This window comes from Radiobacillus deserti (genome assembly GCF_007301515.1).
Taxonomy (GTDB): Bacteria; Bacillota; Bacilli; order Bacillales; family Amphibacillaceae; genus Radiobacillus; species Radiobacillus deserti.
This window is the reverse complement of sequence record NZ_CP041666.1, coordinates 47,682-70,486: the sequence shown is the minus strand read 5'-3', so window position 1 is coordinate 70,486 and position 22,805 is coordinate 47,682. Positions and strand designations below refer to the sequence as shown.

The following is a 22,805-nucleotide window of genomic DNA, read 5'->3' as shown; positions in this document are numbered from 1 at the left end:
ACTTCTATTACGTTATATTCCCCGGAAATTGGTAGAAATAAACACATGTAGCATGATTAATCAAAAAGAATACTTACAGATTGCAGCTCGTGGACACGTACAATTGCTTCACTAATCAATGGAGCAACAGAAAGCTGACTAAGCTTGTCCATTTTCTTTTCTTCTTTTAAAGCAATACTATTAGTCACAATGAGCTCTTTAATCTTGGAATTATCAATACGTTCAATGGCAGGTCCAGATAGCACTGGATGTGTACAGCATGCATACACTTCTGTTGCACCATTTTCTATTAAAGCATTTGCGGCAAGAGTAATCGTCCCAGCTGTATCAATAATATCATCGATTAGGATAGCTGTTTTTCCTTCGATATTCCCTACAATATTCATGACCTCTGCCACATTTGGCTTCGGACGTCTTTTATCAATAATTGCAATTGGAGCTTTTAATCGATCCGCCATATGTCGCGCACGCGTGACGCCACCATGGTCTGGTGATACCACGACAATATCATCTAACTCTTTTTTCAGGAAATAATCTGCTAATATAGGTACCCCTACTAGTTGATCCACAGGGATATCAAAGAACCCTTGGATTTGTGGTGCGTGTAAATCTAGTGTAATCACTCTTGAAGCACCTGCTGTTTGCAATAAATCCGCTACTAGTTTAGCTGTAATCGGTTCTCTTGCACGCGCTTTACGATCTTGACGCGCATAGCCGTAATACGGCATCACGATATTGATAGAGCTAGCAGATGCTCGTTTTAGAGCATCAATCATGATAAGAAGCTCCATCATGTGTTGGTTCACGGGTTCAGATGTAGATTGAACAACATACACATCACAACCACGTACACTTTCTTCAATGTTAATTTGTACTTCTCCATCACTAAATGTCGTAACCGAACATTTTCCTAGTTCAATCCCTATGTGATTAGCAATTTCTTTTGCTAGTTCCTGATTTGAATTTAATGAAAAAACCTTAAGCGACGAATCTTTATAACCCGATGACATGCTCTAATCCTCCAATTGTATGTTTATTTTTATCCCCATGGCTCCTTCACCCCTACACCTAGAATAGGAGTGACGGGTAATACAACCTGTCCGCACTGGATTAACCCGATAAAGAGACAAGCCTTTTTATTTTTTTAGGCGCTTTACATAACCTTCTTTATTTTCTTGTCTTACACGCGCAATCGAAAGTGCTTCTTCTGGAACATTTTTGTTTATCGTAGAACCTGCAGCTACATAGGCACCCTTTCCAATCGTCACAGGTGCAATTAGATTCGAGTTACAACCAATAAATGCTCCATCTTCAATCTTCGTTAAATGCTTATTCTTTCCATCATAGTTTACTGTAATCGTGCCACAACCGACATTTACATCTTTTCCTACTTCTGCATCTCCAATGTAACTTAAGTGAGATACTTTCGATTTATCATCAATTACAGCTTTTTTCACTTCTACGAAATTACCGATTTTCACTTCATTCCCAATCGATGCATCTGGGCGAATATGAGCAAATGGACCAATAGACACTTGGTTGCCAATTTCGCTTTGTTTAGCAACACTTTGTTTAATCTGTGTTTCTTCGCCCACAATACAGTCTACAATTTCCGAGTTTGGGCCGATTTCAGCATTTGTTTTAATGATGGTTTTTCCTGATAGTATCGTTCCAGGGTAAAGAACAACATCTTGTTCAATCTTCACGTCTGGACCGATGTATGTATGGTCTGGATCAATAATCGTCACACCATTTCTCATATGCTGTTCATTTATTCTTTTTTTCATGAGCTTTTCCGCTTCTGCAAGCGCAACCCGATCATTAACACCTAAAGTCTCATCGAAATCCTCTGTTTGGAAAGCTGCGACCTTCTCTCCTTGTTCTTGAAGGATTTGAATGACATCTGGTAAGTAATATTCTCCCTGAGCGTTATCATTGGACACGTTTTCCAACGCATCAAATAATGCCTGGTTATCAAAGCAATACGTACCTGTGTTAATTTCTTTCACTGCTTTTTCTTCATCATTTGCATCCTTATGTTCCACAATTCGTTCGACATGGTTTGCTTGATTGCGGATGACTCTTCCGTAGCCAGTTGGATCCGGCGCAAGTGCCGTTAGAATTGTAGCTTTTGCCTCAAGCTTTTCATGGTGAGCAACAAGAGCATGGAGCGTATCATGAGTTAATAATGGAGTATCTCCGCATACGACTAAAGTAGTTCCTTCCTTATTGGCAAGTAGATCTTTCGCTTGTAGTACGGCGTGGCCTGTTCCCAGCTGTTCTTCTTGAAGCACGAAGCTGGAATCTTCTCCTAATTGCTCCTTAACTAGTTCTGAACCAAAGCCTACCACCGTTATAATATCATTCAACTTTAGCGCATTTAATTGATCTACTACATGTTGTACCATTGGGCGGCCCATCACAGGATGAAGAACTTTATAAAGCTTAGATTTCATCCTTGTTCCTTGTCCCGCAGCAAGTACAACACCATACCGATTCGTCATGAGGTAACCTCCGTTTTTAAGATAATATATTTAAACGATTTTTCGTATGAACACCAATTTTTTCATCCATAATCGAATATATCTTAATCCGAAGGTCTTTTCAACAATCAGCCTCTATAAATGGTGTTTATGTTACCCTTACAAAACTTGGCCAATTGTTCATTTTGAATATTAAAAAAAAGCTCAGCATCCGTGTTCACCTAGTTGCTAAGCTTTATAAAATCTCAATTGTCATTTTCACCCACATAAAAGAAGCCTAATCATGGAAGATTAGACCCCTGGTGTCAATTTAAGAAGCACCTGCTTCTTCGTATTCGACTTCCATTTCTCCTGCACGGTGATACTCTTCTAGCACTGCGTCTTGAATCTTACCACGAGTAGTAGAATTGATAGGGTGTGCAATGTCCCTGAATTCTCCATCCGGTGTTCGCTTGGATGGCATAGCAACAAATAAACCGTTGTTACCGTCTATGACTCGGATGTCATGTACGACAAACTCCTGATCTAACGTAATAGAAGCAATTGCTCGCATTCTTCCCTCGGTATTAACGCGGCGTAATCTCACATCAGTTACTTCCATTATGTTTCACCACCTTTTCCCTATAGAAACTTATTACCATATTCCACAAAATAAAGATAATTCCTGCTAATTTTCAAAAAAAATTCATAAAATATTAGAAAATTTACATTTGTAACTGTTTTTTCCAATGTTTTAGTCGGAATTTCTCATAATTCTTTAGTTTTTCGTTAGGTAATAGGTCCTGTTTGTAGAAGAGTGTTTAGAACAGATTCCCTTTGTGTACTTCTATTTTTTTATTTTTTACATCAACATTTGTAATTTGAACAAGAGAAGTGTACTGATCAACCACTCGCTCTTCTTCCTCATCCTCCGCTTCTGCAAGAACACCTATTGCAACGACGTCTGCTTCGAATTCCTTCAAAAGCTCTTTCATGCCGTTTATCGTCCCGCCAGCTTTCATAAAATCATCAATGATACATACCTTTGCTCCTTCGCGAAGACTTCGCTTCGGTAATACCATCGTCTGAATTTTTCTAGAACTACCGGACACGTAATTAATACTTACCGTGGACCCTTCCGTTACCTTAGGGTCTCTTCTCACAATCACAACTGGAACGTTTAAGAAAGATGCGACTGCATATGCTAGCGGGATTCCTTTTGTTGCTACCGTTACAACTACCTCTACGTCTAATTTTGCGAACGCAGAAGCAAAAATTTGCCCGACTTTTCGAACTGTAGCTGGTTCTCCTAACAAGTCACTCATAAATAAATAGCCGCCAGGTAACAATCGATTCGAGTCTTCTAATCGATCACACATAGCATCTAAAAATTGTTGACTTTTTTCCTTCGCCATCTCTGGCACGTACTTCACGCCGCCCGCAGCTCCTGCAATGGACTCTAAATAGCCAATTCCTTCTTCTTGAAACCGTTGATTAATAATCGCTAGATCTTCGCTAATAGAGGACTTCGCTGCATGATACGTCTCAGAAAAGAACGGTAAGGAAACGAGTTGGGAAGGATGTTCTATTAAATAATGCGTCATAGCTACTAATCTATCACTTCTTTTCATCTCTTCACCTCAAAATCCGAATATTTAATGTTAAATATATCACTTTTGTACGGATTCAATCAAGTGTCTGAGGATAACCGAGCATTCGCACCATGTACACCTCTTCACAAAACCCTTTTAAACTGTTGTACATACGCTGTGCCCTACTCTCCTGTTGAACAAGCGCAAAAACGGTTGGTCCACTTCCACTCATCAATACAGCATCTGCACCAGACTGTTCCATCTGTTCTTTAATTTGTTTCACTTCCGGATAAAGACGTAACGTTACCGTTTCCAGGACATTTCCCACCTGACTACAAATCTCTTCATATCGCTGTTGTTGTATAGCCTCTACCATTTTTTTCGTACTCGGATGCTGTACATCTTCTAAGTTTAAATTCTGATATATCGTTTGGGTCGAAACCCCAATGGCAGGCTTCGCTAACACAACCCAACACGCTGGCGGTGGTGGCAGCTCTGTAATCTGTTCACCTCTTCCACTTGCTAAAGCAGTAGAATCGTACACACAGAATGAAACATCTGAGCCTATTTCCGCCCCGAGGTCTGCCAACTCTTTCGTGGATAAATTCAAGTTCCAAAGCTTATTTAATCCCCTTAACGTTGCAGCTGCATCACTACTTCCACCGGCTAAACCTGCAGCAACTGGAATCTGCTTCTCAATATAAATCCGTACTCCGTTTTGAATCGAAAAGGTATCTTTTAATAATTTAGCTGCTCGATAAGCCAAATTACGTTCATCATTAGGAACGAATCTATTCTCAGATTTGATTTCTATCCGATCTTCTTGTAACACGATTAACTCAATGCGGTCTGCTAAATCAATTGTCGTCATTACCATTTCAACTTCATGATATTGATCTGGTCTCTTATAGAGGACATCTAAAGATAGATTGATTTTGGCAGGAGCCTTTTCGAGTAAATACATGCCTTCACCTACTTTTTCTAATCAAATGGGACTAAATTCCCACATTCAACTTATAACTTTTTAATAGTACCATACCATTAAAACGAAAAGGGGACAAACCCATATTAGGATTTGCCCCTTGTTAATTGTTCTTCTGCTATTTGAATGGCACGCTTTACCATATTCCCAGCGTCTCGCGCTCGAATACCGCCCCATCCCTCTTGTTTGACAGTGTCGTAAAAACCTAACTCCTTAGCAATTTCCTCTTTCAATTGGTCGGACATAATACCTCTTTTCCTACCCATGAAAGCAGCTCCCTTCTAAATCAGCCTTGGTTCACGACATCCTTAGTATATGGAGTTGAGAATGAAAACAATCAAGGTATATTTCACTTCAGTAGGAAAATTATGAGGTATAAAAAAGCAAAAAAGCAGCAAACGAATGTTTACTGCTCCCCAAGTGCCATTTTACTCATATCATCAATGAAGTTTAATTCTACTGTCTCTGTTAAAACATCTGCGTAGCTATAAGATACCCGTTCAAATGCATTTTCTTGTTGATCTAACTCAACAATAAATACTGAAGGATACGTTTCAGCTAAAGTCCCGTAACGTTCGATGGTCTTTCTTCTCCCGCCATTTGCTTTCAGCTTCAAGCGTTTCCCTATTTGCCCGTCTAAACCTTGTTTAATTTCCACTAATGTTTTAGCCAATACACTCCACCTCACTAATATAACTATACCACATGCTTGTTTAATCGTCAAATAAAATATAATATTATAACAGGATAACATTTTTGATGTCAACGATTAAATAATGAATTATCTGGTCTCAAGCTTTATCTTCTCTCAGGATAATTAAAATATGTACTATTTTTGCATCTTTTTTTAGTTTTTTGAAAATTCTTTTCGGTATAATTTTTTAATACAATATTTCGTGATCATGTACTAGTTCGGTTTTCATTGGCGTTAATCGGAGCATGAACCTGCGTGAGAAAGGTGGAAAATTGTATTCCACTCTCTCACACTACGTTTAATAAAGGTTCATTAATCTTCATCTTCGATATATGGCATACCCGTTCGAAGTAAACCCCTCGTTTCTACTCCACCAAGTCCTTTTTCACCCGTCATTGTGTTTCGTAAAGCATCCCACACCCCTACCTTATCCATAAAAGGTGTATAAGCGATTTTAGCAGCGATATAAACCGGGTCTAATGCATGAATGTTAACTCGAGATGGAGAACTAGCAAAATTAGCTCCAGCACGGATAAGCGACTCGAAGTGGGATTGGCATGCCCCTGCAAAAATTACAAGCTGATCAAGGTGAGGAACAACCCTTCTAGCTTCTCGGACTGTTTCTACGAAATATTTGGAGTGACGATAAGCTCCAAGGTCATTCTTATTCCCTTTGTTGCGAGAAAATGCATCATGACCAGTTATTATTATGAGATCAGGCTGAATTTTTTCAACAAGACGTCCTATTTCTTCCGGCATTTCTCTTTCGCTAAGGTGAACACCGTGCACCTGGAGACCAAGACGCTGATACACGTTAATACATTTTTTTAAATACTGTTGATCTCCATCTAGATGGAGTACTCTTGCGGGTAGCTGAAAGTAATCTGGTGTTTGTTCATAGCCAGAAGTGGATTCATACTCACGCTTTTCTTTCATAAGCTGATAATCCTGTCTAAATAACCGATAAGAAAAGTCTTCTTGTTCTTTCATCTTCTCTCGTCGTTTTTTTAAATCTCGTTCTGGTATGCGGACAAGATCTTCCGGTGAAGCATCCGCTTCTAATCGCACATCCTCTCCATGTAAAAGGACTGTACGATCTGATATATCGATAATTCGAAATAATAAATCGTGGTTATAAGAGGTTCGTGAAACTAAATCTCCTATCTTAATCTCCATGTTTCCACCTCACATAGGCCGTCGTTAACCAAAAGAATATTCGTTATAAAATAGCCTATGTTGAGATTGAAAAGTTGTTCCTTTTTGTTCAAGCTATCATCTATCTGAAAGATTTAATCAAGACCTTTACGGTAAAACGTATTCGCTAGACGAGCAAATTCCTCCATGGATAAGGCTTCCCCTCTTCGGGAGCCCTCTATATCTGCTTGTTTTATTAGCTCCGCAATTTCTTGTTTTGTATATGTTTCTGCAAAGTGTCGAGCTAAATTATTATTTAATGTTTTCCGTCTTTGCGCAAAAGATGCTTGGACAAGGTCGAAAAAATAGTTTTCATCTTCTACCTGTACAGGTGGTTCCTCTCGTAACGTCAAATGTAAAACAGAGGAATCTACATTTGGTTGTGGCATAAATACAGTTTTGGGAACATTCATAACGACTTTTGCATCCGTGTAGTATTGGACAGCTATGGATAGTGACCCATAGCTTTTACTACTTGGACTTGCCGCCATTCTTTCTGCAACTTCCTTCTGAATCATTACCGTAATACTAGATATCGGAAGCTTTTCCATTAAAAGCTTCATCAAAATCGGCGTCGTAATATAATAAGGTAAATTAGCTACTATCTTAACAGGCTGACCCTTTTTGAAGTGTTCTTCTATTTCTTTCTGAATATCTGCTTCTAAAATATCTTTATTTATAATCGAAACGTTATCATACCCCTGCAACGTCTCTTTTAAAATCGGAACTAAGCGCTGATCAATTTCAAAAGCAACCACTTCATCAGCGTGAATAGCGAGTTGTTCTGTTAATGCCCCCATCCCGGGACCAATCTCAATTGCTCCTGTTTCTTTATCTATCCCAGCATGATGAATAATGTTCTTCAAGATTTGTGTATCAATCAGGAAATTCTGACCTAAACTTTTCTTAAAGGAAAAGCCATGCTTCTGTAAAATTTCCTTTGTTTTGGATGGAGTCGCGATTGCTTTTTCCTGGTTCATGACTCTTCCTCCTTCAATATTTGTTCCATTACCTCTACGAAGTCCTCTCTCGCAATTTGGAAACTGCTTAGTCTCTTTTCTAACTGTTTAGCATTGGCATACCCAATACGAAGTGCTACACCAAGTTTTTTTCTTCTTTCTCTTGCTTTTGGACCTCCTATCAATCCGCAAGCTAGTAAATCTTCCTTTGTAATGGCAGACTCATATTCCCCCGTCACTTCATACACTTTAGAGAGGGCTTCTTGAATAACGGAAACGGATGCGTGTTCAATTCCAATCCCTTTATCTCGTTTCGCCTTTGCTTCCTGCTTCGTTAAAAAAGCGTGCTTACAGCCAGGTACAGCCTGTGAAACGATATGACGAATTCTCTCTCCCGGATAATCTGGATCTGTAAAAATAATGACACCTCGTTTTTCCTGAGCATGCCTGATTTGATTAATGATATCCTCGTTAACCGCAGATCCATTTGTCTCAATAGTATCTGCGTCCACTGCTTGTTTTATTTTCGATGTGTCGTCTTTTCCTTCGACGACGATAACTTCTTTTATCCGCAATAAGTTCCCATCCTTTTCTGCATTCCTTATCACAATCCGTCTATATATAATTATTATGATATTAAATGGGGCATAAAAAGTAAAATGCCCTCACCGTTATGGCAAGGGCTTAAGCAAGATATTTAATTTATTATTTTCACTTGTACTCTACGCGTACCATAGCTTCTGGCGGCACTTAAAGTAGGGAGGTGAATATCGATTCTATTCCCTTTGATATGGCCACCTGTATCTCCGGCAATCGCGTATCCATATCCTTCTACCCACACTTTTGTACCTAAAGGAATGACGCTAGGATCTACCGAAACAACTTTGCGGTTCGGATTAGCCTTTAGATTAATTCCTGTACTCGTGTAACCAGATCCACTACATGTTGCACAATTCCAGTTATAGGCCGTTGCCTTCATGTAGAGCGTTTTTCCTGCAGGAGCAGTTCCACGAGAAATGGTGTTGGCTCCAGTGTTTTGTGTAACCTTCGTCCCAACGGCTACTACACGTTGTTCACTTTCCTTTTTCACGTCTTCTTTGATTAACTTACGACTAACTTCTTTTCCATTCTCCAGAATGACCTCATAGTGCTTTTCCACTACACCTTTTTCACCTGAAGAAATAACTTTTTCTTGGCCTTTTGCTAAAGAACTATCTTTTTTTGTAACCACTGCATAATCTTTTGTTTCTTTTACAACATCGGTTACTTTTTCTACTCTTGTTATTTCAATAACAGAGTTTTTATCAATCCTGTCTGTTTTTTCGAGATTTAGCTTATCTAGTTTTCCTAGCTTAATCTCATTGTTTTTTAGAAAGTCCGCAACGGTTCCTTCAGTCGCCCAAACCTTCTTTTCCTTCCCGCCATCCTTTAACGTAAGTTGAAAAGCTTGATCAATGGAGATGTTCATTCCATTTTTGATTGCTTCGTTCTGATCAACCGATACGTTATCGTGCTCACTAATTGTGATTTCATTTTCTTCAAGAAAATCTGCTACTGTATCTGCTGTCGTGTAATACTCTTTCGTCTCACCGTTTAATGTTACTTCAACCGGCATTGCTTTGTCATAAATGACAGTCATGCCTGCAGTAATAGCATCTTGTTCCTCGTGAGATAATGTATCGTATTTAGAAGGTTTAATATTAAGTTCATCTAAAAGTTCTGCTACTGTATTTGCATGGGTGGCTACAATTTCTTCTTCCCCATTTTGGACGACAGTTACTTCGGCTTTTGTTACTTGGTATGTAATTAGAGATACCAGAACAAGCCCTGCTATAATAGTGGCTATCGGAATGAAAATCTTACTTTTCCACGCCGGCAATAGCTGTGAAATTGGATTCATGCTCGCTTGCCTCCTTTTGTACCCGTTGATTATATAAAGCATTTGGAAAGAGTGTCAAACGAGCAACCATTGGATAAAATCAAGTTAAACCCCTGGCACTACTGGGATGAGCTTGTTTTTATTCTTTTATATTTCAGTTATATTAAAATTAGATTACATCGCCCTCAAACCCTTGTTTTTCAAGGGTTTGAGGGCGATTTTAATTCTTTGCAGGATTTCTCTTTTACTAGTTATATTCTAAACAATTTTATAGCATTTTCTGTTGTAGCCCGTGCTACTTCCTCATAAGTAATGTCTCTTAATTCAGCTATTTTCTCTGCCACTAGCTTCACATAAGCTGGTTCATTTCGTTTTCCCCGGTTTGGATGTGGTGCTAAGAACGGGCAATCAGTCTCAATAAGCAGCCGATCTAATGGCACAACCTTCGCAACTTCTTTCGGTAGTGTTGCATTTTTAAAGGTTACTGGACCACCAAGTGAAATGTAAAAATTCATATCAAGACAATCTTGAATATATTCTGCTGAATCATTATAACAGTGCATAATTCCTCCTGTTTCGGCAGCATTTTCTTCTTTTAAGATTTCGACAATGTCCTCCGTAGCTTCCCGGTTATGAATAATGATAGGCAGGTTTACACGTTTGGCTAATGCAATTTGCTGTCGAAATACCGATTTTTGTACATCCTTTGGAGATTTGTCCCAATGGTAATCTAATCCCATCTCTCCGATTGCGACCACTTTAGGATGATTGGCTAATTCTTCAATCCAGTCTAAATCTTGTTCTGTCATATCGATGGCATCGACTGGGTGCCAGCCTACTGCTGCATATATGTGATCATGCTTTTCCGCTAAAGACAGAGCCTTTGGAATTGTTTCTCGGTCAAACCCGACAACTACCATTTTTTCTACTCCTGCTTCTCGTGCACGGTCCATGACTTCGTCACGATCTTCGTCGAATTGTTGTACATTTAAATGAACATGTGTATCGAACAACATGCTTTTTTCCTCCTTTTCATAGAAAAACGCTTATCTTTGAAGTGACCCCAAAAAGTTAGACAGATAATTTTATTAAGCAGCTTGTTGGGCAAGAGTTCGGAATTGTACTGGACTCTTGCCTTTTAATTTTGTCTTAATACGTTTGTTGTTATAGTAATTCATGTATTCTTCAAGTTCTTGTTTAAAATGATCAATGCTATCAAATTCATTGAGGTATAGAAATTCAGATTTCATAATTCCAAAGAAATTCTCTATCACTGCGTTGTCATAACAGTTTCCCTTACGTGACATACTTTGTGTTATCCCTTGCTCCTTTAAGGCGTGGCGATACTGCCTCATTTGGTAATGCCATCCTTGATCTGAGTGAAGAATTAACTTATCTTTATCTGTTAATCGTTCAAAAGACTTCTCTAACATGTTTGAAACAAGTGAGTATGTAGGTCTTGAACCAATCGTGTAAGTAATAATTTCACCATTAAATAAATCAAGAATAGGAGATAGGTAGAGTTTCTCCCCAAATAATTTAAACTCAGTAATATCTGTTACCCATTTTTCATTTGGCTTTTCTGCCTTGAAGTTACGGTCCAATATGTTTGGTGCTGTCTTACCTACTTTCCCTTTATAAGAACGATATTTCTTCATACGAACCATACTTTTCAAACCTAATCCCTTCATGATTCGTTGAACTTTTTTATGATTAACTTTGTACCCACGGTTCACAAGCTCATCTCGAATACGACGATAACCATATCGTCCTTTGTGTTCATAATAAATTTCTTTTATAAGTATTTTTAGTTCTGCATCTTTATCTGGACGATCTAATTGTTTAACGAAGTAGTAGTACGTACTACGTGGTACATCTGCCAACGTTATAAGTGCTTTCACCGAGAAGTCATTCCTTAGTTCATAGACTATTTTCGCTTTGTCTTGTTTGGTGATTTTTCCTTGTTTTGAACTAAGGTGTTCAACTTTTTTAGATACTCATTCTCCATTCGTAGCTGTTTTACTTCAGCTTTGAGAGCTTCAATAGAATTATCAGTTGGTACTTGTTTTTGTGTATCTCTCTTATTTTCTTTTTTCATGAGTGTACGCCCCTTTTTCTTCGGTTTAAGGGCGTCTACTCCTCCTTTTTCATAAAGGATCCTCCATTTTCTAATCATACCTGGAGAGGAGATTTTAAAAATCGCGGCTGTTTCATTAGGTGACGTCCCATGCTCAATCATATAGTTAAGCACTTTTAGTTTAAACTGTTCTGAATAACTTGCATAGGATTTCTTTAATAATCCCTCTAAACCATGAAGATTATATTGTGCCACCCAGTTCATTATCACACTTGAAGACGTCCCCAGTGATTCTCCAATAGAATGATAACTCTCATTACCTTCTAAATATCTTTGAACTGCATTTAATTTATTTTCTTGAGTAAATTTAGCCATAAAAAACTGCACCTCCAATTGTTGAGTGTCTAACAATTGGGGTGCAGTTCACTTTTACACCGGATAAGCGTTTTTCTTATTACTTCTTGCTGAAGCCCGTCTTCGTCTCAAAAGGAAACAATCTTATTTAACTACTGATCCGTTCGGTAAGGATTGTTCTACGGTAGCCAAGGATAAGTTTCCTTTTTCATCTTCTCCAGAAAGAATCATACCTTGAGATAGTTCACCACGTAGTTTGACTGGTTTTAAATTGGTGACACAAATGACTTTCTTACCAATTAAGTCTTCTGGTTGATAGTATTTTGCAATACCCGAAACAATTTGTCGTTTTTCGTCTCCTAGATCGACTTGAATCCGAAGAAGCTTATCGGCATTTTCCATCTTGTCAGCACGAATGACTTCTGCCACACGTAAATCTAGGGTCATAAAATCATCATAGCTAATCTCTGGTTTTGCATCGCTTGTTTCTTTTTCCTTTTTGGGTTCTGGTTTTTTCATCATATCTTTAATGATTTTAGTTTCTTTCTCTACTTCCAATCTTGGGAACATTGGATCCTTTTTGACCACTTTTGTTCCTGCTGCGATAGCGTGGTGATTAAGTAAACTATCCCACTCTTGGTGTTCTTCATTTATTACACCTAGCTGTTCAAACATCGTTTTAGGAGTCTGAGTTAAGAACGGACGAAGTAAGATAGCAGTCCGACGTAAGGAATCTGCTAAATGTGCCATCACATTACCAAGACGTTTTTTATTAGACTCCTCTTTTGCGAGAACCCAAGGTTGTGTCTCATCAATATATTTATTCGTACGGCTAATATACTGCCAGATTGTCGCTAGCGCTACGGAGAACTCCATGTTTTCCATTGCATTCTCGACATTTGTAACTGTTTGTTTTGCTAGCTGCTCTAAATCCTTGTCAAATTCATCCTCTGAAAGAATAAGTTCCGGAATCTCTCCATCGAAATACTTTTCAATCATAGCAACCGTTCGATTTAATAGGTTTCCTAAATCGTTCGCTAAATCATAATTCGTTCTTTCCACAAAGCCTTCTGGTGTAAATGTACCATCAGAACCAAAAGGAACCTCGCGAAGTAAGTAATACCGAAGAGCATCTAATCCATAACGGTTTGTGAGGTCCACTGGATCCACAACATTCCCTTTAGATTTCGACATTTTTCCATCCTTCATGAGAATCCAGCCATGTGCAAAAACTTTTTTAGGTAACGGTAGGTCTAACGCCATTAACATGATTGGCCAATAGATGGTATGGAATCGAACAATCTCTTTACTCATGAGATGAACATCTGCTGGCCAGTATTTTTGGTAACGTTCATCATCATCTGTTCCATAGCCAAGTGCCGTTATATAGTTAGATAATGCGTCAATCCATACGTAAATGACGTGTTTCGGATCACCTGGTACTTTAATCCCCCAGTCAAACGTCGTTCGAGATACAGCTAAATCTTCTAAACCCGGGCGAATGAAGTTACTAATCATTTCATTCTTTCTACTTACTGGTTGAATGAATTCCGGATTATCCTCATAAAATTGTAACAAGCGATCGACATACTTGCTCATTTTGAAGAAATAAGATTCTTCTTTTACCTTCTCAACAGGACCTCCACAGTCCGGACATTTACCATCCTCTAATTGTCGCTCTGTGAAAAACGATTCACAAGACGTACAATACCAGCCTTCGTATTCATCTAAATAAATGTCCCCTTGCTCTAGCAACTGAGCAAAAATCTTTTCTACCACTTTTTTGTGACGATCTTCTGTCGTACGAATAAAATCCACATAGGAGATTTCAAGCTTATCCCATAATGTTTTAATCCCACTCACAATATCATCTACATATTTTTGTGGAGTCTGCCCTTTTTCATCTGCTTTCTTCTGAATCTTTTGTCCATGTTCATCCGTTCCCGTTAGATACATCACATCATAGCCACGTAGTCGTTTATAACGAGCCATTGCATCTCCAGCAACTGTTGTATAAGCATGACCTATATGTAAATTTCCACTTGGGTAATAAATAGGAGTTGTAATATAAAATGTTTTTTTCTCGTTGGACATCCAAAATCCTCCTTCTTGTCTCGTATCTTTTAATAGAATGACCTATTTTACATCTTCTTCAACCTTATTTCTTATTATTGTAGCGATTTTTTCATTACTTTGCCAATTTTTCTAAGCTGATGTGCGGAATTTTAGTTCTTAGCCTGTTTTATTTAATGGAAATTTCATTCAAATAATGGGAAAAGGAAATTTTTTGTCGATTTTCCATTATAAATTCGACATATTTTTGTACAATGTAGGAAAGTCGTTCAATAATAACCGAGATTATCGTACAATTATGACGAATACTTTCCCATGTGGAGAATAATTCGCAAAATATAATTGACACTTATGTAAAACACTGGTAAACTATTGTTATTACATGTCGAATAATGCCGAAATGAATGACAGAGTATGAGGGGAGAATTGTAAAAATGAAATCTACAGGAATTGTTCGTAAAGTGGATGAGCTTGGCCGTGTTGTAATACCAATAGAACTTCGACGCACACTTGGTATTAATGAGAAAGATGCGTTGGAAATCTATGTGGATGATGATCGCATCATTCTTAAAAAATACAAACCAAATATGACTTGCCATATTACAGGGGAAATCTCTGATGATAACCTTTCTCTTGCAAATGGTAAACTTGTATTGAGTAAAGAAGGCGCAAAAGAGTTAATTAAAGAAATACAATCCCGTATGGATGTTTAATCCGAACGAAAAAACCTTCGCAATTGCGAAGGTTTTTTTCGTGTTTCCTTTATTCATTATCTTGTTCAACATGGAAAGCTTGATACACTTCCCTTTTCGGGATATCTCGCTCCAATGCAACCTTTTTAATCGCATCTTTACTTTTGAGACCTAGCTCCGTTATATAATGTGTAACATGCTGTTCAATAGAAAGAGGAGCCCACCATTGCTTATCCTCCTCTTTTCCTTTTCTTTGGTTTCCTTCCACGACAATACAAAATTCCCCTCGAATGGTTTCTTCTTTTAACCAATCTATAATTTCTTGGCCTGTTCCGCGAGCATATTCCTCAAACTTCTTTGTTAACTCTCTCGCTAGACAGATTGGTCTATTTCCAAGTACTTCTACAATTGTTTGAACGGTGTCTTCAATGCGGTAGGGTGATTCATAAAAAATAAGCGTAGTAGGTAAGGAAGAAAGTCGGGTTAATTCCTCCACTCTCTCTTTTTTCTTTCGGGGTAAAAATCCATAATAGTAGAATTCATCTGTCGGAAGTCCAGACCCCACCAATGCCGTTAACGCCGCATTTGCCCCCGGAATGACGATGACTGAAATATTATGCTCTACTGCTGCCTTGACTACCTCATAGCCAGGGTCTGAAATAGCAGGCATCCCAGCATCACTAATAATGGCTACATCTTTACCTTCTTTCAGTGTTTCTAGTAGATAGTCTTCACGACTTCGCTTATTATGCTCATGATAGCTGACAAGTGGTTTATGTATCTCAAAATGATTTAAAAGTTTCTTACTATTTCTTGTATCTTCTGCTGCAATTAGATCTACTTGCTCAAGTGTTTTTAATGCCCTAACTGTTATATCCTCCAAGTTTCCAATTGGAGTTGCCACCACATACAATTTGCCGCCGTTCGACTGGGTGAAACTACGCTGTACATTCATTCCATATCCACCCTCCCGCTTTCTTGAATAAGCTGTTCCTTTTCTTCTCTTCTTAACTTTTTCATTTGGTGCTCTTGCTTCAGCGCTAGTCCCTTTGTTTCATACTGCTGTAAATAGACAAGCTCTAACGGACCTCTTCCTCTTGTATATTTAGCACCTTTTCCTTCTTCATGCATTTTTAGGCGTTTTTCTATATTGTTCGTATATCCTGTATATAAAGATCCATCCTTGCATCTTAGCATATAGACATAATGGTTAGCGTTGTTTGCCATATAGAATCCCTTCTAATTCTTTGGAGTAATTCCCTTCCTCATCAAACGCATAAAGTGGAGGAAGAATTTTTACATCTGGCCTTCCATCTCTCGTTCCTTCTATTAAAACGGTATTCGCTTCTCTACCTTCCTTTGGATGAACAAACCGAATCCGCTTCGGTTCAATTCTATGTTGTTTAAACAATGTAATAATATCACCTAGTCGACTTGGACGATGGACAAGAGCCACTTTTCCTCCAGGTTTTGTCAATCTACTACATGCATACACAACATCTTCTAATGTACAAAAAATCTCATGTCTGGCAATTGTAAAATACGGGTTTTCATTCTGCTGCTTCTTTTCCGTTGTTTTAAAATACGGAGGATTACATAAAACATAGTTAAAGGCACCATGCCCTAACTCTTTTGGCATGTCCTTTAAATCTCCGTGAATCATAGTAACCTGTTTCTCTAAGTCATTTAATTGCACATTTCGTATCGCCATATCATAGAGTCTTTCTTGGATTTCTACCCCTGTAATCGGTACATTGGACCTTCTACTAACTAAAAGGGGAATCACCCCATTCCCAGAGCACAAATCTAGAATTTTCCCTTTCTTCAGTGGTACATTCGCAAAATCTGCTAATAGGACCGCATCTATCGAAAAAGCAAATACTTCTGGACTTTGAATAATTCTCATATTTTGTTCTGCTAACAGATAATCTAAACGCTCATCTTTCTGTAATTGGACTTCCATTCCAGTTCTCCTATTCCGAATATGATTAAAAAGAAAAAGAAGGACTGAACACAAGGTTTCCCCTATGCATCAGCCCCAATGTTTCTCTATTTCGTCTTGTTCAAGAACAGTAAGCAAAATAAACAATCTTCATCTTGGCGTGGACTTCCGAAGTGTACATTACAAATGTGAAAGCCTTCATCATATAGTCTCGCGAGATTATCGTATCCTTCTCCTACTGGTTCTTCTTTTCCATTAGGATCCGTTGGTTCTTTATCATCTGACGGTCTTTCAGGGGTATCATTCAAACGATTTCGTAAATGGTGATTCTCCATCGCAAGTCGATGATTCTCCTCTAGAACTTCTGCAAGATGGTTTTTTAAATCCCCTAGCTGCTGATATAGCTGACCAATTTGCTCTTCCATATAGGATACTTGTTCAAAGACTTCTTTTTTATTCACGAGCTCCACCCCATTATTCTGTGGCTTGAGTAGTGATAATACCCTCATTTACAAGCTCGTCCAACGTATATTCGATGACGCGCTCTTTCTCTGGTATTTCAATTTGAATCAAACGTTCCAATATGTTAAGTCCAACGACTTTCCCATTTCCATGTGGTGTAACAATCTTTTCCCCTAAATCAGGAAGCTGTTTTTTTGCTGATTCGTAATCATCATTCTCATACTTCAAGCAACACATTAATCTTCCACATAATCCAGAAATCTTAGCAGGATTTAAAGAGAGGTTTTGGTCTTTTGCCATTTTAATAGAGACTGGTTCAAAGTCACCTAGAAAAGTAGAGCAACAGAGCATTCTACCACAAGGTCCAATTCCACCTAATAGTTTGGCTTCATCTCGAACCCCAATTTGTCGTAACTCTATCCGTGTTTTAAAAATGGCTGCGAGATCTTTTACTAAATCCCGAAAATCAACTCGGCCGTCTGCTGTGAAATAAAAGATTACTTTGTTTCGGTCAAAAGTGTATTCTACCTCTACCAGATTCATATCTAAGTCGTGTTGTATAATTTTCTCTTGGCAAACACGATATGCTTCCTGAGCATTCTCCTGATTTTCTGCAACCGTAATTTTATCTTTGTCCGTAGCAATGCGAATGACCTTTTTCAACGGTAAGACGACATCTTCTTCATCTACTTGTTTGTTCGAAATAACTACTTTCCCAAATTCGATGCCACGAACCGTCTCAACGATTACATAATCGTCTTTTGTTATCGTAAAATCACTAGGATCAAAATAATATATTTTACCCGCTTTTTTAAAGCGGACACCAATAACTTCTACCAATCTAATTCACCTCTGTATATGAAGTGTAAGTTGTTCCATCACTAATGCCGGATGAACATTCTGCTCTAGTTTACGTTTCGCTTCTAAAACAAATCCTAGTATGTCCGCCGTATATTGTCTTGACCATACCATCATGGACTGTTCTAGTCGTTCTCTTTCATCGGAAAAAACAATAGATTCTTCTCTTTCAATATACTTATAGATAAGATCTTTATACCATAAGAGAAGAAGATCTAACCCCATTTGCAGTTGTGTTCTCTCTTTAAAATGGGACATCCAATGATTGTTAATAAACAGAAGAGCTTCGCCGAATTTGGACTGAAGAACTTCTACTAATTGTACCACTAACTTTCGTGCATTAGCAAACCACTCATCTTCACAAAGACCTTTAGCTGTCTCGTAATTATTCGTAAGAGTGGAAGCAATTCTAGCATGGGATAAAGAAAATCCCTCATCGACTAATTTTTGTTGAAGTTTATCCGTTTGTAGTGGAGTTAACGCCATAATTTGACACCTTGATCGTATCGTAGGCAATATGGATTGGCTGTTTTCCGTTAGTAGCATCGCTGTAGTTTGACGACTAGGTTCCTCTAAAAACTTTAGAAGTCGATTCGAGGCATTGGTTGTCATCTTATCTGCATGGGTAACAACATAGATCTTTCGATTTGATTCAAGACCTGTATAAGAAAACTCCTTTTGAAGGAGTTCTATTTGTTCCGTCTTAATAGAGGCACCATCTGGCTCAATCCAATGAACATCGGGATGATTCCCAGAATCGATGCGATTACAATCCTTGCAATCATTGCAAGGATTCACACCACTTTTATGATTACAAAAAATGGCCTTGCAAAATTATACGCTTATTTCTCTTTTCCCGGTTCCTTTTTGCCCCTGGAATAGATAAGCATGGGATATCCGATCTTTTTGCAAGCTATTTGTTAGCATTTTACTTATAATCGGTTGTACCTTACTCGCTTCCGACCAATTTTTCATTCTTAGACCGTCCTCATTCTAGCTTTATCCGTAAATATTAATTAATAGTCCTTTAATTTCTCCGATAAGCCCTAAAATATCAATTTGTTTCTTCTCTTGGCCCATCACTGCCTCTGTTAATTCCAGAAGCTTGTCATCCACTTGTTCCACAATCGTAAGCTTACGATTGCTTCCCTGTGCTGTCCAACTATGGGAATGCTTAAGATCCATTCCAAACTGAACCGCTTCCTTTACGAACTTTTTCACAAGCCTTTTATACCTTGCTAGGTCTTTAAAAGACTGATGTTGTGCAACCTTTTCTCCCTGTGCACTTAAGTCCGACATGAGCTTTGTTAACTCCTGCTGTTTTAATTTATGTGATTGAGCAGAAACCATTGAATCAAAATTTTTCACACCCGTATTCTGTTGTGAAACATTCTTTCTCGTTGATTCTAGTTGAGATCTTAGGTCCTGACTTATTTTCATCGGTTGCACAACCTTCTTTCATCTAAAATTGAAAAAATGACTCAACAGGTAGAATAAAGACCGTTGCTCCGCCCACTTCCACATTAATCGGTCTTGGAATATAGGAGTCCGCATTTCCACCCATTGGAGATATTGGTGCAATCATTTGTTCTCGTTGACTGCAGTTATCCTTAATCACTTGTAACGCATCGTCTACTAGCTCGTCTTCACAACCAATTATGAGTGTTGTATTTCCTTCTTTCAAGAAACCACCAGTTGTAGAAAGCTTTGTTGTTTTAAAATCCTTTTCTCCTAAAGCATCCGTTAGACGATTGCTATCTTTGTCTTGTACTACCGCTAAAATTAATTTCATCACGATTCCTCCTTTAAAAGGTTTTCATTTCCAATGAATCTTCACGATGAATGCTACGCTTCTAGGTAGTTCTGAATAATCTGATATGCTTCTTTTTCCACGTTCTTCAATGATTGATCTGCATTTATCGATCGAATTCTGTTCGGAAACTTCTTTAGTAATATATGGTATGCTTCATATACCTTTTCATGGAACGATAAGGCTTCTAAGTCTAATCGATTTTGTTCTCTTTCTTTATTCGCTTGGATACGCCGTAATCCCTTCTCTGGTTCAATATCAAAAAATAACGTTAAAGAAGGTTCACAGCCTTCCATTGCAAATTGATTGATTTGATATATTTCCTCTATACCAAGTCCTCTTGCATACCCCTGATAGGCAAGACTGCTGTCTACAAATCGATCACACAGTACGATATTCCCTTCTTCTAAAGCGGGTAAAACCTTCTCCATTAAATGTTGACGACGTGCTGCCGCATATAGCAAAGCTTCCGTCCGTGCATCCATTTCGGTATGAGTAGGGTCAAGAATGACTTGTCGTATTTTTTCAGCAATTGTGATTCCACCTGGTTCTCTTGTTGCTAAGACTTGATACCCGTCTTGTTGAAGGCGTTTTTCTAATGCTTGAATAATCGATGTTTTTCCAGCACCTTCACCGCCTTCTATTGTTATAAAATGTCCAATCACATTCATTCTCCTTTTATATCTGAAAACACAAGAATCTTCTCGTTAATTTCACTGTTTTGGAATGAGATTCCTTTATCTAATAAATATTGTATCATGTCCACATGTGACGGAGAGATCCGTTCTCCTTTTAAAACGAGAGGAATGCCTGGTGGATAAGGCACAATATTTTCTGCACATATTTGTCCCACAGCGTTCCTTAATCCTACAAACTGCTGATCCCGCTTTTTCATCTCTCTATACGTGAGATTTAATGCTTGTATGGGAACTTGTGGTACACGTATAACTTCTATTGTATCATGTTGTACTAAATTAATTAATTGGGACTTTATACTATCTAGTCTATGGAGTAAAGCTTCCCAATCTGAAATAGGTGCCAATCCGTGAACAAATAGTATTTGAGTATCTGTCGTTAGCTCAGGGTAGACTTGATTCTGCTCAAAAAGACGTGATACTTGATGAGTTGAATATCCCATTTCAGATAGGTCCAACGTAATCTTAAGTGGGTCATCTGCAAGAAGGACTTTTCCAACCTCTAATCTTTCAAGTTGAGAACGGAATTGGCGCACACTTTCCATTACCTGATTTAATTCAACTGTCGTTAGATTGGCTAAAAAATGTCGAGACAAATCCAAACTGGCCATGATCGGATAAGAAGGACTACTTGATTGCACCATATTCAAGTAATATTTAATACGATCATTCAAAACATACTCAGACTGAACATGTAAGTAAGAGCCCATTGTCATTGCCGGTGCCATTTTATGGGCGGACTGCACGACAGCATCAGCTCCTGCTTTTAATGCGGATTTAGGGAATTCTTGCCCAATAGAGAAATGTACCCCATGCGCTTCATCTATTAGGACAGGAATATTCCGTGTATGAACATATGTGATTATTCGCTCCAAGTCATAGGTTGTCCCAAAATAATCAGGATACGTTAGAAAAAGTGCTTTGCAATCCGGATGTTTTTCTAATCCTTCTTGAATGGTCCAAAGAGAAGGTGAAGTATATCTGTGTACGCTCTCCTCATAATCTGGAGCTAAAAATATGGGTTGTGCACCAGCTAATTCAATCCCACTCAATACAGACTTGTGACAGTTTCGTTGGACAAGAATCTTATCCCCCTCAGAGCAAGTCGCTAGAATCATAGCTATATTTCCAACGGTACTTCCACCAATTAAAAAGTGAGTATGCTCTACTCCAAACCAATCTGCAGCTAATTTTTGTGCATCTGCTATGACACCAGTCGGTGCGTGTAAATCATCTAAGCCATTTATTTCTGTTGCATCTATAGATAACAAATTCTTATAAGAATGAATTCCTTTAGAAGAAAATATCAAACCGTTCTTATGACCCGGAACATGAAAGGAATGTGGCTGTTCTCCGCTATAAGAAAGTAATCGATCAAAAAGTGGAGTTTCCGATTGATTCATTTGATTACCGCCTTTTCTGTTGTTACCTTTATATTACTAGTATGATAGATTTCTTTAAATAGCTGTATTAAAAAAGCTCCTGTCGAAGACAAGAGCAATAGTAGGAAATTCTATGAAAATAAAGTGGGACGATTTATGTTTTTTAGTTTTTTTAAATAGTAGTTGTATTTTTCATCATTAGGTTCTGTCTGAATAATTTCTTGTTCACACTCACTACAGACAAACAACGTATATAAATGAATTCCTTTAGTCTTTTCTTGTTCACAAATACCACAGGTTTCTGGATTGGTTTTCATATTCTCCACCTCCGTTAGTTTAGTTTCTCCTAATCTAACGAAACCTATACATTAAACTTTAAAAATACGTATATTTCATTCTATGAAATCATCTTGTTATTCTTGTTTGTACACGTTCGATTTGGGTTGTCTTTATTTTCCGTTCCATTGATCGTTAAATAAAGAAACACCTTCTAAGAAATAATCTTAGAAGGTGTTTCTTTCGCCTAGCGACGTCCTACTCTCGCAGGGGCAATGCCCCAACTACCATGGGCGCTGAAGAGCTTAACTTCTGTGTTCGGCATGGGAACAGGTGTGACCTCTTCGCTCTTGCCACTAGACCTTAAATGTAGAGTTAAGTTTATACCCTAAAAACTAGATAAGAGTTAGACAATCAAACGA

Annotated in this window: 25 protein-coding genes, 1 rRNA gene and 1 pseudogene; 1 reads left to right on the top strand and 26 read right to left on the bottom strand. The window is 38.2% G+C overall.

Going from position 1 to position 22,805, the window contains the following annotated elements:
* Positions 1–56 precede the first annotated feature (56 nt).
* From FN924_RS00350 to metG, 14 genes are all read right to left on the bottom strand, one after another.
* The gene (locus tag FN924_RS00350; RefSeq protein WP_143891578.1) at positions 57–1,010 is read right to left on the bottom strand and encodes a ribose-phosphate diphosphokinase; all 954 of its coding nucleotides are present in this window, start codon (positions 1,008–1,010) and stop codon (positions 57–59) included.
* A gap of 126 nt (positions 1,011–1,136) precedes the next feature.
* Entirely contained in the window at positions 1,137–2,504 is a 1,368-nt protein-coding gene (glmU, locus tag FN924_RS00345; protein WP_143891577.1) for a bifunctional UDP-N-acetylglucosamine diphosphorylase/glucosamine-1-phosphate N-acetyltransferase GlmU, read from the bottom strand.
* 289 nt (positions 2,505–2,793) lie between these two features.
* On the bottom strand, positions 2,794–3,084 hold the full coding sequence (gene spoVG, locus FN924_RS00340; protein WP_143891576.1) for a septation regulator SpoVG: 291 nt from the start codon (positions 3,082–3,084) through the stop codon (positions 2,794–2,796).
* Positions 3,085–3,283: 199 nt separating this feature from the next.
* Positions 3,284–4,093 carry a pur operon repressor gene (gene purR / locus FN924_RS00335; protein WP_143891575.1) on the bottom strand — a complete coding sequence of 270 codons (810 nt, stop codon included), beginning with the start codon at positions 4,091–4,093 and terminating at the stop codon, positions 3,284–3,286.
* Positions 4,094–4,148: 55 nt separating this feature from the next.
* The gene (gene ispE / locus FN924_RS00330) at positions 4,149–5,018 is read right to left on the bottom strand and encodes a 4-(cytidine 5'-diphospho)-2-C-methyl-D-erythritol kinase (protein WP_143891574.1); all 870 of its coding nucleotides are present in this window, start codon (positions 5,016–5,018) and stop codon (positions 4,149–4,151) included.
* A gap of 104 nt (positions 5,019–5,122) precedes the next feature.
* Positions 5,123–5,302, bottom strand: a complete 180-nt coding sequence (locus FN924_RS00325; RefSeq protein WP_143891573.1) for a small, acid-soluble spore protein, alpha/beta type — start codon at positions 5,300–5,302, stop codon at positions 5,123–5,125.
* Between the two features lie 140 nt (positions 5,303–5,442).
* On the bottom strand, positions 5,443–5,709 hold the full coding sequence (veg, locus tag FN924_RS00320) for a biofilm formation stimulator Veg (RefSeq protein ID WP_143891572.1): 267 nt from the start codon (positions 5,707–5,709) through the stop codon (positions 5,443–5,445).
* A gap of 333 nt (positions 5,710–6,042) precedes the next feature.
* Complete coding sequence (gene yabG / locus FN924_RS00315; RefSeq protein ID WP_143891571.1) at positions 6,043–6,906, bottom strand: sporulation peptidase YabG; 864 nt, start codon at positions 6,904–6,906, stop codon at positions 6,043–6,045.
* A gap of 113 nt (positions 6,907–7,019) precedes the next feature.
* The gene (rsmA, locus tag FN924_RS00310) at positions 7,020–7,904 is read right to left on the bottom strand and encodes a 16S rRNA (adenine(1518)-N(6)/adenine(1519)-N(6))-dimethyltransferase RsmA (protein WP_143891570.1); all 885 of its coding nucleotides are present in this window, start codon (positions 7,902–7,904) and stop codon (positions 7,020–7,022) included.
* Positions 7,901–8,458 carry a ribonuclease M5 gene (gene rnmV, locus FN924_RS00305; RefSeq protein ID WP_143891569.1) on the bottom strand — a complete coding sequence of 186 codons (558 nt, stop codon included), beginning with the start codon at positions 8,456–8,458 and terminating at the stop codon, positions 7,901–7,903. The genes rsmA and rnmV overlap by 4 nt, the downstream gene beginning before the upstream one ends.
* Before the next feature lie 122 nt (positions 8,459–8,580).
* Positions 8,581–9,783, bottom strand: a complete 1,203-nt coding sequence (locus FN924_RS00300) for a G5 and 3D domain-containing protein (protein ID WP_143891568.1) — start codon at positions 9,781–9,783, stop codon at positions 8,581–8,583.
* A 230-nt stretch (positions 9,784–10,013) separates the two neighbouring features.
* Positions 10,014–10,778 (bottom strand): TatD family hydrolase, encoded by a 765-nt coding sequence (locus tag FN924_RS00295; protein WP_143891567.1) that lies wholly within the window; start codon positions 10,776–10,778, stop codon positions 10,014–10,016.
* Positions 10,779–10,850: 72 nt separating this feature from the next.
* A protein-coding gene (locus FN924_RS00290) for an IS3 family transposase (protein ID WP_407692000.1) occupies positions 10,851–12,214 on the bottom strand; the annotation gives its coding sequence in 2 pieces (ribosomal slippage) (positions 10,851–11,755 and positions 11,755–12,214; 1,365 coding nt in all).
* A gap of 123 nt (positions 12,215–12,337) precedes the next feature.
* Entirely contained in the window at positions 12,338–14,287 is a 1,950-nt protein-coding gene (gene metG, locus FN924_RS00285) for a methionine--tRNA ligase (protein ID WP_143891565.1), read from the bottom strand.
* A 413-nt stretch (positions 14,288–14,700) separates the two neighbouring features.
* Between metG and FN924_RS00280 the strand changes: the two genes are divergently transcribed.
* A complete protein-coding gene (locus tag FN924_RS00280) occupies positions 14,701–14,979 on the top strand; it encodes a transition state genes transcriptional regulator AbrB (protein ID WP_143897061.1) in 279 nt (92 codons plus the stop codon).
* 49 nt (positions 14,980–15,028) lie between these two features.
* Here FN924_RS00280 and rsmI read toward each other — a convergent pair whose 3' ends face one another.
* The 12 genes and pseudogenes from rsmI to rrf all read right to left on the bottom strand — a co-directional run bounded on the left by rsmI (position 15,029) and on the right by rrf (position 22,744).
* Positions 15,029–15,913 (bottom strand): 16S rRNA (cytidine(1402)-2'-O)-methyltransferase, encoded by an 885-nt coding sequence (rsmI, locus tag FN924_RS00275; protein WP_143891564.1) that lies wholly within the window; start codon positions 15,911–15,913, stop codon positions 15,029–15,031.
* Positions 15,910–16,185, bottom strand: a complete 276-nt coding sequence (locus FN924_RS00270) for a GIY-YIG nuclease family protein (protein ID WP_143891563.1) — start codon at positions 16,183–16,185, stop codon at positions 15,910–15,912. Before FN924_RS00270 ends, rsmI begins: the two co-directional genes overlap by 4 nt.
* Complete coding sequence (locus tag FN924_RS00265) at positions 16,169–16,921, bottom strand: tRNA1(Val) (adenine(37)-N6)-methyltransferase (RefSeq protein ID WP_143891562.1); 753 nt, start codon at positions 16,919–16,921, stop codon at positions 16,169–16,171. Before FN924_RS00265 ends, FN924_RS00270 begins: the two co-directional genes overlap by 17 nt.
* 86 nt (positions 16,922–17,007) lie before the next feature.
* Complete coding sequence (gene yabA / locus FN924_RS00260) at positions 17,008–17,361, bottom strand: DNA replication initiation control protein YabA (protein WP_143891561.1); 354 nt, start codon at positions 17,359–17,361, stop codon at positions 17,008–17,010.
* A 13-nt stretch (positions 17,362–17,374) separates the two neighbouring features.
* Positions 17,375–18,202 (bottom strand): PSP1 domain-containing protein, encoded by an 828-nt coding sequence (locus FN924_RS00255; RefSeq protein ID WP_143891560.1) that lies wholly within the window; start codon positions 18,200–18,202, stop codon positions 17,375–17,377.
* Positions 18,203–18,208: 6 nt separating this feature from the next.
* Positions 18,209–19,195 (bottom strand): annotated as a pseudogene (gene holB / locus FN924_RS00250) (DNA polymerase III subunit delta').
* Between the two features lie 24 nt (positions 19,196–19,219).
* The gene (locus FN924_RS00245) at positions 19,220–19,660 is read right to left on the bottom strand and encodes a YaaR family protein (protein ID WP_143891559.1); all 441 of its coding nucleotides are present in this window, start codon (positions 19,658–19,660) and stop codon (positions 19,220–19,222) included.
* A 22-nt stretch (positions 19,661–19,682) separates the two neighbouring features.
* A complete protein-coding gene (locus tag FN924_RS00240; RefSeq protein ID WP_143891558.1) occupies positions 19,683–20,012 on the bottom strand; it encodes a cyclic-di-AMP receptor in 330 nt (109 codons plus the stop codon).
* Between the two features lie 53 nt (positions 20,013–20,065).
* Complete coding sequence (gene tmk / locus FN924_RS00235; protein ID WP_143891557.1) at positions 20,066–20,695, bottom strand: dTMP kinase; 630 nt, start codon at positions 20,693–20,695, stop codon at positions 20,066–20,068.
* Positions 20,696–20,697: 2 nt separating this feature from the next.
* Entirely contained in the window at positions 20,698–22,128 is a 1,431-nt protein-coding gene (locus FN924_RS00230) for an aminotransferase class I/II-fold pyridoxal phosphate-dependent enzyme (protein ID WP_143891556.1), read from the bottom strand.
* A gap of 110 nt (positions 22,129–22,238) precedes the next feature.
* Complete coding sequence (locus FN924_RS00225; RefSeq protein ID WP_143891555.1) at positions 22,239–22,424, bottom strand: sigma factor G inhibitor Gin; 186 nt, start codon at positions 22,422–22,424, stop codon at positions 22,239–22,241.
* A 204-nt stretch (positions 22,425–22,628) separates the two neighbouring features.
* A 5S ribosomal RNA gene (gene rrf / locus FN924_RS00220) occupies positions 22,629–22,744 on the bottom strand.
* Positions 22,745–22,805: the final 61 nt, after the last annotated feature.